Genomic DNA, 13,222 nt, shown 5'->3' with positions numbered 1-13,222 from the left:
TTCTCGCCTCAAAATAGAACACTTAGTTAAGCAAATTGGTATGGAAGGCACTCTGACCAGCAAAAGATGAGCGCTGAAGGGAAGTTGAGTTTAAAACACTCATGGTGTGGGCTCGGACAAAATCCGTTATCAAACAACATTTTTGCAAGCTATGAGGACATCTTGGTTTGGATAAACAAAAAGTGAAGTGCGCTTATTGCATGTACTGATAGGGAGAAATTATGCTGCTGCAGAGAATGGATAAACTTAATAAGCACATTATTCAAATTGCTATTGAGTAATGCCAAAGCCAATCAGGTAGACACATTCCAGCACAGCGTTTATCTGGCATGTACAAAAGGAGCACCCATATGAACTTCTGAGTGCTCCGCTACGCTAGTAGTCGTTATAGTTCTAGGTCTTCTGCATCCGCCAGACCCTGGCTTTCGCCTTCTTCTGGCTTAATGGTTGCCTGAAGCAGTAGCATTTCACGCAGTTTGCCTTCAATCTCATCAGCAATTGCCGTGTTTTCTTTCAGGAACTTAATAGAGTTTGCTTTACCCTGGCCAATCTTGTTGCCATTGTAGCTAAACCAGGCACCCGCTTTATCCACTAACTTGTGCTTCACACCCAGGTCGATAAGTTCGCCCTGTTTAGATGTACCTTCACCGTACATGATGATGAATTCAGCCTGCTTAAATGGCGGCGCCACCTTGTTTTTCACCACTTTCACTCGGGTTTCGTTACCGATAACCTCGTCGCCCTCTTTCACAGAGCCGATACGGCGAATATCTAATCGTACTGACGCATAGAACTTAAGTGCGTTACCACCTGTTGTGGTTTCCGGGTTACCAAACATCACACCAATCTTCATACGAATTTGGTTGATGAAGATACACAGGGTATTTGAGCGCTTAATATTAGCTGTCAGTTTACGCAGAGCCTGAGACATCAAACGCGCTTGCAAACCAACGTGGGTATCACCCATTTCGCCTTCAATTTCCGCTTTAGGCGTCAGTGCAGCCACAGAGTCAACCACCACCACGTCTACCGCACCTGAGCGTACCAGCATGTCACAGATCTCAAGGGCTTGTTCACCCGTATCGGGCTGAGACACAAGCAGATCGTTTACATTAACGCCCAGCTTTTCAGCATAGACCGGGTCCAGTGCGTGCTCGGCATCAACGAAGGCACATGTTTTACCTTGCTTCTGAGCTTCTGCAATGGCTTGCAGCGTCAGAGTGGTTTTACCTGATGATTCAGGACCATAGATTTCTACAATACGACCAGTTGGCAAGCCACCGATACCCAAAGCAATATCCAGCCCCAAAGATCCGGTTGAAACGGCTTCAATATCCAATGCCTGGCTGTCGCCCAGTTTCATGATAGAACCTTTACCAAATTGTCTTTCAATCTGAGACAATGCAGCGTCGAGCGCTTTTTGTTTGTTATCGTTCATTTGCTTCTCCAATCTAGCGTATTGACGACAAGTATACTGTATGGAATTACAGTATCAAGCTTAATTTAAACATTTAGCAGAGAAATAATTTTTCTAATAGAAAATTCAATAGCTTGCTTTCTAACTTCGGCTCTATTTCCGGCAAAGTGGCACACTTCACACAGTACTTTTCCCTGTAAATAGAAGCCAAACCATACAGTACCAACCGGCTTGTCTTGTGTACCACCACCCGGGCCTGCAATACCCGAAACCGCTATCGCCACATCTGCCTGCGCCGCTTTCGCCGCCCCCAGTACCATCTCATCAACGGTTTGCCGGCTGACCGCACCAAACTCAGTTAAGGTATTGTGCGCAACGCCCAACAGTTGAACCTTTGCCTCATTACTGTAAGTCACAAAACATCGCTCAATATAAGCTGATGAACCTGGGGTGTCCGTCAGCGCATAGCTAATACCACCACCAGTACATGATTCCGCGGTAGTGATTGTCAGGCCGTTATTCGTTAGAATAGCCCCCAATTGTGCCGCCAGTCCGGCTATCTCAGTATGAAGCTCCATACTCATTTCCTTTAGGTATAAGTAATGTCGTTAGATCTTTATTCCGAACATACTATAAAACAACAAACCCCTATGATGCAGCAGTATCTTAGGATCAAAGCGCAACACCCGGATATTCTGCTGTTTTATCGTATGGGTGATTTCTACGAGCTGTTCTTTGATGACGCCATTCGCGCCGCCCAGTTACTGGACATTTCACAAACCCATCGGGGTAAAGCCGGCGGCGCACCGATCCCGATGGCGGGCGTCCCTTATCATGCTGTTGAGAATTATCTTGCCCGGCTGGTGCAGATGGGTGAGTCTGTGGCTATCTGTGAGCAGGTTGGCGACCCTGCTACCAGCAAAGGGCCTGTTGAGCGTAAAGTAGTACGCATCGTTACACCGGGTACTGTGACCGATGAAGCCCTGTTGCAAGAGCGTCAGGACAACCTGCTGGCTGCGCTGTGGCAAGACAAGCAGCAGTATGGCGTGGCATACCTGGATATTAACTCAGGGCGCTTTAACATCGTTGAGCTGGCCACCGATGAGGCACTTACCTCAACACTACAAAGATTACAGCCGGCAGAGCTGCTCTACCCCGAATCATTCAGCAATTTGCTAGTCCTTGAGCAAATAAAAGGGGCCAGACGCCGTCCGGATTGGGAATTTGATCTCGATACTGCTACCCATTTGCTTTGCCAGCAATTTGGCACACAAGACCTGATTGGATTTGGTGTTGCAGAAGCAAAAGCCGGACTAATTGCAGCCGGATGTGTGATGCAGTACGTCAAAGACACTCAGCGCACCGCACTGCCGCATATTCGGGCCATTACGCTGGAGAAAAACGAGCACGCAGTAATTCTGGATGCCGCCACGCGTAAAAACCTAGAACTGACCGTTAACCTGTCTGGCAGTATTGAAAACACGCTGGCACAGGTGCTGGATAAAACTGCCACGCCGATGGGCTCGCGGCTGTTAAAACGCCGTATTCACACGCCAGTGCGTAATCGTGACGAGCTTAATGCCAGGCTCAATGCCATTGCCAGCCTGATTGAATCCCAGCTCAATATCGAGGTCTACGACGCGCTGCGCCAGATTGGCGATATTGAACGAGTGGTTGCTCGTCTTGCCCTGTGTAATGCCCGGCCAAGAGACTTAACGCGACTGCGCAACGCTTTGCAGGCACTGCCCCCATTGCATCACTTGCTGGGAGAAAGCAGCGATCCCAGGTTGCAGCAGATCCGCGCACATTCTCCGACTTTGCCAAAACTTCAGGACTTGCTGGAGCGCGCTATCATAGATAACCCACCGGTACTGATCCGCGATGGCGGCGTGATTGCCCCCGGCTACAACAGTGAGTTGGATGAATGGCGCGCACTCAGTGAAGGGGCCACCGATGTGCTGGATCAGCTCGAAGAGCGTGAGCGTGAGCGCACCGGGATCAGCACACTGAAAATTGGCTACAACAAAGTCCATGGCTTTTATATTGAGATCAGCAAAGCCAACTCACACCTGGCGCCACCCGAGTATATTCGTCGTCAGACACTGAAAAACAACGAACGCTATATCATTCCCGAGCTCAAAGAGCATGAAGACAAAGTCCTGGGCAGTCAGAGCAAAGCACTGGCGCTTGAAAAGCAGCTGTATGAAGAGCTGTTTACTTTGATTGCGCCTTATATCGAGCAGCTACAAACCATGGCGGCGGCGCTGGCCGATTTAGACGTGCTCAATACCCTGGCAGAGCGGGCGCAAACGCTGGATTACTGTAAGCCGGAGCTTAGCAATGGCGATGAGATCCACATCGAAGCCGGTCGTCACCCGGTCGTCGAGCAGGTTAGTAAAGAGCCCTTTATTGCCAACCCGGTTCACCTCAATGCAGATCGCAAGATGTTGATCATCACAGGCCCTAACATGGGTGGTAAATCGACCTATATGCGCCAGACAGCGCTGATCGTGCTGATGGCACATATTGGCAGCTATGTTCCTGCCAGCGCTGCGCAAATAGGTAAAGTCGACCGTATCTTCACGCGCATTGGCGCCAGTGATGACCTGGCTTCCGGACGTTCCACCTTTATGGTCGAGATGACTGAAACCGCCACCATACTGAACAATGCAACGGCGCAGTCTCTGGTCTTAATGGACGAAATTGGCCGGGGTACCAGTACCTACGATGGCCTCTCTTTGGCTTATGCGACCGCCGACTATCTGGCCGGTAAAATAGCCGCCAAAACGCTGTTTGCCACCCATTATTTTGAATTGACGGAACTGGCTGAACAGCAATCAGGCCTGGTCAATGTGCACCTGGATGCCGTTGAGCACAACGACACCATTGCGTTTAAACACACGGTCATGGAAGGCGCCGCCAGTAAAAGTTTTGGCTTGCAGGTCGCCGGACTCGCAGGAGTACCCAAAGCAGTACTGGCCATGGCAAAGCGTAAACTGGCCTTGCTGGAACAACACCAGAGTGTGGTCGAAAGTCCTCAGCCCACCTCAGCAATACCTCAGATGCAACAGAGCCTGCCGCTGGTCAGCGAACCCTCTGAAGTCGAGAAAATGCTTGAGGAGATAGACCCGGATGAGCTGTCGCCCCGTGCCGCCCATGACCTGCTCTATCAATTAAAGGCACTTCTATAGTCATAAAAAAAGCGGCTTACCAGCCGCTTTTTTCATTTCATGCAGATATTAGAAGCTGTGATTATACTGCACACCGACCACCGTCGCGTGGCCTTTTGACTTAAAGCCCCACTCGCTGCCCAGCGCATCTTTTTCAACAAAAGTCTGCGTTTTACCGCGCAGAATACTCAACCCTAAGTCCACACTCGCCGCTTCGCTCAGTTGATACTCAGCACCGAATGAGTACCAGGTACGGTCAGTGTCCGGAATAGAGATAGACATGTGCGACTCATTGGCCGGTGAGCTGTCATACGCAAGACCTGCGCGTAGCTTTAGAGACTCGCTCCACTGATAGTCTCCACCCACAGAAAATCGCAATGAGTTATCAAACAACTCCTGTTTATTAAACACAGGCTTACCGGATACTTGTGCCTCAAGCTCCTGGAAGCTGTTCCAGCCTGTCCACAAAACGCTGTAGTGCAGCGTCATTGGCTCAGTCAGTTTATGACTACCAGAAATTTCTGCTATCGCCGGGAGCGTCAGCTCCAGTGTGCCTGCCAGCGCAACGCCGTTGGTACCACCAAGTGCTGCCGGGATCTGGTTACTGAAGTGACCATCAAAGGTAATATCCGTTTCGCTGCGATAATGAAAGCCCAAGCGGTTGTCGGCATCAATTTGATAGCTCAGGCCCAGGTTCCAGCCATAGCCGCTGTCGTCCCCTTCCAGATTAACCACTTCTGTGCTGGCTGGGGCCTGCAATGGGTTTGCCCCCAGATGACGGATCACTTTTGCGTCGGCATAAACATGATTCAGACCCAGTGCCAGTGTCCATTGCGCGTCAATTTCGTAGGCCACAGAAACGCCCGTATTAATCGTCACTATCTCAGTCTCACCCGCCAGCTGACCAGCAACATAGTCTTTATCGAACTCAGTGGCCAGACCAAATTGAGAGTAGACCCCCGCACCGACAGACCACTGCTCGTCCAAACGTGCCGTCATAAATATAGCTGGCACCACGGCGCTTGGCGCAATACTGTTATCGTCCAGCAGGTTTGCTGGTAGCCCATTGTTGGTCGATGTGCCTTGTAAGCTAACATCCGGTTCAACATACATGGCTGCAGCGCTCACCTGAACGCCTTCAAACTGGCCCATTAGCGCCGGGTTACGTGCAACAACCGACGCATCATCAGCGGCACTGGCTTCACCGGCATAAGCACGGCCTAACCCGGAAACATTTTGCTCAGCCAGCTGAAATGCCGCTGCCAGTGACTGCGAAGACGCCGCCATCAAACCTGTCGCTACCAATGCGCGTAGTACTGTATTCATTCTCAACCTCAAATGTTATTCAACAAGAATAAAAAATTGTCTCCACAGTACAGAAAACAAAAGTAAAAATCCGCATTTTAAGTACTTTTAGCAGCTCAGTTGCGTAATATTAAGGCATTTTATGCATTTTATTTACAGTGCAGATCAGGATGAGAGTAAATACTCTAACCAGCTATTTACACACCAAACGATATTAATTCTCATTACCATTGAATAAAAGCATCGCTTCACATATACTCTTAGCCATATTCACCGCCTTGATATTACAGGGCACTTGAAGGGAGGTTTGGTCTATGCTGGCAGTTTTGATGTTCGGCGCACTGACATTCTGTGGTCTCAGTGTATTTAGTCTGTGCAAAGCCAATTACTGTGCCTGTAAGCGTGCCGGACAATGCGACAACCCGCTTAACCATTACTGGCTGGCAGCAATACTGAGCGCTTTACTGGCGTTGGCGTGTAGCTGCCTGGCGCTGCATACTGAAAAAGGGACTCTGGTGTGGATCCTGATGATGGCTAGCTGCCTTGCCGGAGCCTTATTATCTGCGCAGTGGCAAAAGCGTAAGCTTAAACAAGCAGATGATCTTTTAACAGACGGGATAAATTGATTTGGTAATCCAGTGGCCGAACCGTTGAGGCTATCTTGATTTTATCTTGCTCATTTAAATCAATGTCCTTAGCGGTAATGTGGTGCATATGCTTGGTATTATAAAATACCCGCACTTTGGGTGCCGTCGGCGCGCTCCGATTACCTTCCAGTACTAACGCCAGCCGCTCATTGCTGAGCTTTACAATCGTACCGACCGGATGCACACCAATGCACTTAATAAAGTGCTGCACCAGCACAGGATCAAACTGAGCTTTGTTGGCCAATAAATAACGCAGTGCCACCAGAGGCTCGTCTCCATCGCGGTGGGGGCGCTCAGCCGTCATACCTTCGTAGACGTCCACAATGGCCATGATCCGCGCCGCTTTACTGATCTGCATGCCCTGCAGACGACGAGGATAGCCACTCCCATCCAGGCGCTCGTGGTGACTGACAATCATATCCAGCATTAACGGGGTGATCCCCGGGGCGTCACGGGTCAGTCCCAGCGACTGTGCAACATGGCGCTGCATGGTTTTCATCTCCAGCTTATTAAGCGGACCGCGCTTGTCGATGATCCCCTGAGGTATTTTGGTATGACCCACATCATGCAACATGGCACCGATGGCCATTTGCTCTATCACCTTTTTACCCAGACCCAGATATTTTGCAAACACAGTGACTAAAATGGCGCAGTTGATCATATGACGCCAGTTAAAGCCTTCTTTGTCCTTGATCCGGGTTAAAATCGCCATGGCATTGGTATTTCTCAGTACCGAGCCGACAATCTCCTGGCTGATGTCGTTGATCAACGTCATGTCGACCTGCATGCCGGATGCCAGGTTGCCATACAGCATTTGTAACTGCTTGTTGTGTTGTTCAAACTGCCTGGCCGCACTGGCAAATTCGTCTTCCAGGCTGATGGCTTTTGCTTTGTCGGGCTGTGCTTTATCCGCTTTGGTGGCTTTTTGCGGTGCCGCCTGCTTTGTTGGCTCAGCCTCTTCTAACTCAGGTTTAACCTCAGGTTGCTGGTATTTTTCGGGAACCGGAATGTCACTTTGAGCAAAGTCGATATTCAGCTCAACTACCCCATTGGCAGCCAGGCGAGCAATGATGGCTTCATCCCGAACCATACCCCGGGATTTAATCTTAACTTCAGCGCCTGACTTTTGCTTGTGGACGCTGTCCACAAACATGCCGGGTTTTAACTCTTCAATAGGGAGGGTAACTCGCATAGCGCTCGCATGATGCCTGACGGCAGTGTAAATTGCACTAATATGCATAGGCCAGACTTAATTGTCTAGTAATTGGTGTCAGTTTACGAAAAAAGAATGAGGGTTTATGAATAAAAGTGTCAGGTCAGAAGCGTGGTCGCGTTCTGACCTAAGGTTGTGATACTGAGTTATTCCTGGAAATAGGTGCCCCAGCCATCGTACTCAACCCCACAGTGCGTGGCAATTTCAACCAGCTTGGTTACATCTTCCATAATCACCGCGGCGTCCAGCTCAGCTTCAACCACAACGTCAAAGCCCCAAATTTTGCTGCCATCTTCCAGCTCAAGCTCCGCCGGGTCTTCAACATCATAGCCAAGCTTAAATGCAGCCAGTGCCGCCTGTTCCAGCTTGTCAAACTCTTCGCTGACAAAATGATGCTCTACTTCGTACAGGGTATCCGGGTTAGACCCATCCTCTAACAACGAATCAACGATGTCTTCACTGATCTCTTGCCAATTTTCCACTTGCTGCTCTCACTTTTTCGTCTAACTGTGCAATATGTTCCGCCATTTTAGCATGGATCTGTTTGGCATGCTCACGTGCAGGAATGTCTTTATCCAAAGCGATGGGTGCCAGAATATTGATGTATACCGTGCCATTGTCCCAACGATTTAGCTTGATCTGCCCTGCCGTATTATTCATACAAACCGGTACAACTGGCACATCCGCACTCAAAGCGGTATGAAACGCACCCGTTTTAAAAGGCAGTAATCCCCTGCCATAACTGCGTGTCCCTTCCGGGAACATCCACAATGACATACCCCGTTGTTTAATTTTAGCAATCGACTTGTCCAAAGTATCGACCGCTTTTTTACGATTCGCCCTGTCGATCAGAATATTACCGGATAACCAGTATAACTGGCCGAAAAATGGCACCCATTTCAGGCTTTTCTTACCCATACTGACCGTGTTGTGCGGCACCACAGCAGGCAAAGTGAACAGGTCATAATTGTTTTGGTGGTTGGCAATGTACATCGCAGGGCCCAGATCTTTCGCACCCGGGTCTATCGAGATCTCAAGTTTAACCCCGATCACACGCGACATTTTACCAAACCAGGAGGCAATCACATGCACGTTATTGGCATGAAAAGGACGGATCAGACTCAATGTCAGGCCAGCCAGACAACTGAGGATGATAAACAGTGCCATTGCCAGAATTCGAACTACAGCTAACAAAATAGAGACTCCTATTATCAAGTCGGCGCATTATAATCAAATAGGCGTACACTTGTAAGCTCAATTTTGTTACAGCCATAAAAAATGCCGCTCGATTGAGCGGCACTTCAAAATTTATTTAGCAGGCTTAGGCAATTAGCTCATTGCTGCTTGTAGTTTCTTCATCGCAGATTTTTCCAGCTGGCGTACACGCTCAGCAGACACCTGATATTTATCGGCCAGGTCTTGCAAGGTTGCTTTGTCTTCCGCTAACCAGCGTGCGGCAACGATGTCCTGAGAACGCTCATCCAGCGTTTTCATTGCTGCAATAAGGCGATTCTGCGATTGCTCTTGCCACTGCTCTTCTTCAATCACCTCAGCCACATCACTGCTGGCATCTGTTAAATACTGAACCGGTGAGAAGCTGCTGCTCGGTGCGTTGTCGTCATCATCTCCCGTCAGGTCAAAACCCATGTCCTGACCACTCATGCGAGACTCCATTTCACGCACTTCTTTTTCGCTCACACCCAGCTCATTAGCAACTGTAGTGATCTCTTCCTGGTTAAACCAGCCCAGACGCTTTTTATTTTTGCGTAGGTTGAAGAATAATTTACGTTGCGCTTTGGTTGTCGCAACTTTAACGATACGCCAATTCTTTAGCACGTATTCGTGGATTTCAGCCTTGATCCAGTGTACCGCAAACGACACCAGACGCACGCCCACTGTCGGATTGAAGCGCTTCACCGCTTTCATCAGACCGATGTTGCCTTCCTGAATAAGGTCTGCCTGAGGCAAGCCATAACCGGAGTAGCTTTTGGCAATATGCGCAACAAATCGTAAGTGAGAGATAATGAGCTGCTTGGCTGCATGCAAATCCCCATCCTCATGTAGGCGGGTTGCCAGCGCTTTTTCCTGCTCAGCGTCCAGCATCGGAATAGAGCTCACCGATTGTAGGTAGCCTTCTATACTCGCGCTTTGTTGCCCAGCGGTCAGTGCCATTGCATAAATATCTTTACTCATTTTTCACCTCAGTGATAATTCGTTTTGCCAATTTTAGCACTCTTTCCGTTAGAGTGCTAAATGCAATCTACTACTTTTGCACCGCAAAGATCAAGCTTTTTATTATTACACTTTAATTAATAAATAAGAGATTGATTTTAAAGAATTTATTTAGTTTATAAAAAACAGTTATGGTAAGCCCGTGTTCAGGTTCAGTCTACGGTGATATCTGACAGTGCTAATTTGACAAGAAAAAGTGCTAATCTTAGCAATCGAGTGTGCTAAAACACATTCGGTTAGCACACTCATTACGAAACCAGTTGGCGGCCCTACACTTTATCCGGTTCGATGTCCTTTATATATTTTTGCACAGACAAAAAGGAGCCAACAAAGCCCAGCGCCACAGCCAGCAGCAATAAGCACAACAGCTCAGAGCCCGACAGGCCCTGCAACACAAAGTTGCTCTGATATACGCCAACCACCAGTGCAACAGCAGACTCTAACCACCACAGCATCAGCATAACGCATATAAAGGCGATCAATCCGCCAATGATCCCATACCAGATCCCGGTCCACAAAAATGGCGTGTGAATAAAGGTGTTCGTTGCGCCGACCAGTTTAAGTACCTGGATCTCTTCTTTCTTATCCATTATCGACAGACGAATGGTGTTACCTATGATCAGCACCACGGCGGTGAGCAGAAGTAACCCTATGGTGATCACGCTTTCTTTGAGCAGGCTGAGTAAGGCATTAAGACGCTCCAGCCACTCAATATCCAGCTTACCAAACTCAATCTCTCGTTCCTGCTCCAGCTTGCTGAGCAACGCCTTAGCAGCCTGAGCACTGCGATGACGCACCGTTGGGGTCACCAGTACAACGCTGGGTAAGGGGTTTTCTTCGAGGTAATCCAGCGCCTGACCAAAACCGGAGATGGTTTTAAACTCTTCCAGTGCTTTATCTTTGCCAATAAAGCTCACGGTGTCTATTTCTGGGTAAAGTGCTAGTCGCTTGACCAGGGTTTGTGTCTCTTGCTCACTGACACTTTCCTTTACAAACAAAGAGATCTCGGCCGCTTCCTGAAAGCCACTACTGACTTTTTGCACGTTTTTAACCACCACATACAGTGTGGTTGGCAGCGTCAGGCTCAGGCCCAACACCAAAATGGTCATCATGGATGCCATCGGGGTTCGCCACATTTCGCCTAAACTGTGCACGCCCTGGCGCAGGATGGTAATAATGAAGAAGTAACACTTGAGGAGCACGGACTTGCTTTGCTTGTCGTTTTGCGTGCCGCGACCTTTAAACAGTAAACTCATAGCGTGTCTCCCGGCAGCGAAGATCCCAACAAGGGATCCTGAATTAAGCGACCGTGATCCAAAGTCAGGCTGCGATATTTCATCCGTGCGATCAGCCCCAGGTCATGGGTGGCAATCAGGACTGACGTGCCATGACGGTTAAAGTCCTCAAACAGTTTAAGAATTTCCATCGACAATTCCGGGTCCAGGTTACCGGTTGGCTCATCTGCCAGTAATAAAGGCGGCGAATTAACAATCGCACGGGCGATGCCAACACGTTGCTGCTCACCGCCGGATAAAGTGCTCGGCTGACACTTTACCTTATCTAACAGGCCAACTTTATCCAGCGCGGCATGCACCCGTTTGGTTATATGTTTATGGTGCGTACCCTCAATCACCAGCGGCAGTGCCACATTGTCGAACACGTTATAACGCTCCAGAAGGCGATGATTCTGGAAAATAATGCCAATATCGCGGCGAATGTAAGGCACCTGACTGTTTTTGATTTGATTCAGGTCGACCCCATTGATGGCAACCCGCCCGGCAGACGGACGCTCCATCAGGCTGATCAACTTAAGCAGGGTACTTTTACCCGCACCACTATGACCGGTCAGAAACGCCAGCTCACCTTTAGTAAGCTCAAAGCTGACCTTTTCCAGCGCCCGGTGACCACCGGGATAGGTTTTACTGACTTGCTCAAACTTGATCATTGCCTGCCCTGCTATTGTTATCTACTTCCGATTTTCCTGCTCCCGACGCACGATGCAGGAAAAGCATCTTGTTATCAGTCCTGATTTTCCTGGCTGAATAATGCCTCGATAAAGTCATCACTCTTAAAGGTGCGCAGATCATCGATGCTTTCGCCCACACCAATGTAGCGGATCGGCACCTTGAACTGATCGGCAACAGCGAAGATCACCCCGCCCTTTGCGGTGCCATCCAGCTTAGTCAGCGTGATACCGGTCAGGCCTACGGCCTGATCAAACAGCTTCACCTGACTGATGGCATTCTGACCTGTCCCTGCATCTATGGTTAGCATCACTTCGTGTGGCGCATCCGGATCCAGCTTTTTCATCACCCGGGCTATTTTTTCCAGCTCCTGCATCAGGTTATCTTTATTTTGCAGTCGGCCTGCCGTATCTGCAATCAGCACATCCACATCACGGGCCTGCGCAGCCTGGAAGGCATCAAATACCACCGAGGCACTGTCAGCGCCGGTATGCTGAGCAATGACAGGAATATCGTTACGCTCGCCCCACACTTGCAGCTGCTCAACGGCCGCCGCACGGAAGGTATCACCCGCCGCCAGCATGACCGACTTACCCTGAGCCTGGAACTGTTTTGCCATTTTACCGATTGTGGTGGTTTTACCGACACCGTTAACCCCTACCATCAAGATCACAAACGGCTTTTTAGTAGCCGGGATCTCCAGCGGTTTTTCAGCTTCTTTCAGGATATCTGCCATTTCCTGCTTCATCAGGTCATACAGGGCATCACCATCTTTCAGCTGTTTACGATCTGCCGCATCGGTCAGGCTGTCGATCAGCTTCATGGTGGTGTCGACACCTATGTCCGCCGTCAGTAATTGTGTTTCAAGATCTTCGAACAACTCATCGTCGATCTTCTTGCCACGGAAAATATTGGCAAACCCGGAGCCGATATTGGTCTTGGTTTTTAACAGACCTTGCTTCAGACGCGCAAAGAAGCCTTTCTTTTTAGGCTTCTCTTGTTCCTGAGCCAAACGCTCAGCTTCTTCACGTTCCGCCTGCTCTTTGGCTAACTGTTCGGCTTCTTCACGTTCTGTCTGCTCTTTGGCTAAACGCTCGGCTTCTTCACGTTCTGCCTGCTCTTTGGCTAACCGTTCGGCTTCTTCACGTTCTGCCTGCTCTTTGGCTAAACGCTCGGCTTCTTCACGTTCTGCCTGCTCTTTGGCTAAACGCTCGGCTTCTTCACGTTCTGCCTGCTCTTTGGCTAGCCGTTCAGCTTCTTCACGTTCTGCCTGC

At 49.3% G+C, this 13,222-nt stretch carries 12 protein-coding genes; 2 read left to right on the top strand and 10 right to left on the bottom strand.

Annotation, left to right across the window (positions count from 1 at the left end):
- Nucleotides 1-385: 385 nt before the first annotated feature.
- Together recA and C3B51_RS23250 are read right to left on the bottom strand one after the other, a co-directional pair.
- On the bottom strand, nucleotides 386-1,438 hold the full coding sequence (gene recA / locus C3B51_RS23255; protein WP_125716702.1) for a recombinase RecA: 1,053 nt from the start codon (nucleotides 1,436-1,438) through the stop codon (nucleotides 386-388).
- 65 nt (nucleotides 1,439-1,503) lie between these two features.
- A complete protein-coding gene (locus tag C3B51_RS23250; RefSeq protein ID WP_130246551.1) occupies nucleotides 1,504-1,995 on the bottom strand; it encodes a CinA family protein in 492 nt (163 codons plus the stop codon).
- Nucleotides 1,996-2,019: 24 nt separating this feature from the next.
- Here C3B51_RS23250 and mutS point away from each other — a divergent pair, with 24 nt between their 5' ends.
- Nucleotides 2,020-4,608, top strand: a complete 2,589-nt coding sequence (mutS, locus tag C3B51_RS23245) for a DNA mismatch repair protein MutS (RefSeq protein ID WP_130246550.1) — start codon at nucleotides 2,020-2,022, stop codon at nucleotides 4,606-4,608.
- Between the two features lie 48 nt (nucleotides 4,609-4,656).
- Here the strand turns inward: mutS and C3B51_RS23240 are convergent, their stop codons facing one another.
- Nucleotides 4,657-5,913: an outer membrane protein transport protein gene (locus C3B51_RS23240; RefSeq protein ID WP_130246549.1), complete on the bottom strand. Its 1,257-nt coding sequence runs from the start codon at nucleotides 5,911-5,913 to the stop codon at nucleotides 4,657-4,659.
- 293 nt (nucleotides 5,914-6,206) lie between these two features.
- Here C3B51_RS23240 and C3B51_RS23235 point away from each other — a divergent pair, with 293 nt between their 5' ends.
- Nucleotides 6,207-6,518 (top strand): hypothetical protein, encoded by a 312-nt coding sequence (locus C3B51_RS23235; RefSeq protein WP_125716706.1) that lies wholly within the window; start codon nucleotides 6,207-6,209, stop codon nucleotides 6,516-6,518.
- Here the strand turns inward: C3B51_RS23235 and C3B51_RS23230 are convergent.
- The 7 genes from C3B51_RS23230 to ftsY all read right to left on the bottom strand — a co-directional run.
- Entirely contained in the window at nucleotides 6,478-7,731 is a 1,254-nt protein-coding gene (locus C3B51_RS23230) for an HD-GYP domain-containing protein (RefSeq protein WP_130246548.1), read from the bottom strand. The genes C3B51_RS23235 and C3B51_RS23230 overlap by 41 nt on opposite strands.
- A 167-nt stretch (nucleotides 7,732-7,898) precedes the next feature.
- Entirely contained in the window at nucleotides 7,899-8,234 is a 336-nt protein-coding gene (gene rraB, locus C3B51_RS23225; RefSeq protein WP_125716708.1) for a ribonuclease E inhibitor RraB, read from the bottom strand.
- Nucleotides 8,209-8,946, bottom strand: coding sequence for a 1-acylglycerol-3-phosphate O-acyltransferase (locus tag C3B51_RS23220; protein WP_046005057.1), 738 nt, complete (start codon nucleotides 8,944-8,946; stop codon nucleotides 8,209-8,211). The genes rraB and C3B51_RS23220 overlap by 26 nt, the downstream gene beginning before the upstream one ends.
- A 135-nt stretch (nucleotides 8,947-9,081) precedes the next feature.
- Nucleotides 9,082-9,945: an RNA polymerase sigma factor RpoH gene (rpoH, locus tag C3B51_RS23215; protein WP_125716709.1), complete on the bottom strand. Its 864-nt coding sequence runs from the start codon at nucleotides 9,943-9,945 to the stop codon at nucleotides 9,082-9,084.
- 308 nt (nucleotides 9,946-10,253) lie between these two features.
- Nucleotides 10,254-11,240, bottom strand: coding sequence for a permease-like cell division protein FtsX (gene ftsX / locus C3B51_RS23210; protein WP_125716710.1), 987 nt, complete (start codon nucleotides 11,238-11,240; stop codon nucleotides 10,254-10,256).
- Nucleotides 11,237-11,929: a cell division ATP-binding protein FtsE gene (gene ftsE / locus C3B51_RS23205; RefSeq protein ID WP_125716711.1), complete on the bottom strand. Its 693-nt coding sequence runs from the start codon at nucleotides 11,927-11,929 to the stop codon at nucleotides 11,237-11,239. The genes ftsX and ftsE overlap by 4 nt, the downstream gene beginning before the upstream one ends.
- Nucleotides 11,930-12,003: 74 nt before the next feature.
- Nucleotides 12,004-13,222, bottom strand: a 1,219-nt coding sequence (gene ftsY / locus C3B51_RS23200) for a signal recognition particle-docking protein FtsY (RefSeq protein WP_130246547.1), incomplete at its 5' end; no start/stop codon positions are given.

The sequence above is a fragment of the Pseudoalteromonas rubra genome (genome assembly GCF_004212645.1).
Taxonomy (GTDB): domain Bacteria; phylum Pseudomonadota; class Gammaproteobacteria; order Enterobacterales; family Alteromonadaceae; genus Pseudoalteromonas; species Pseudoalteromonas rubra_G.
This window is presented reverse-complemented; position numbering and strand designations above follow the sequence as displayed.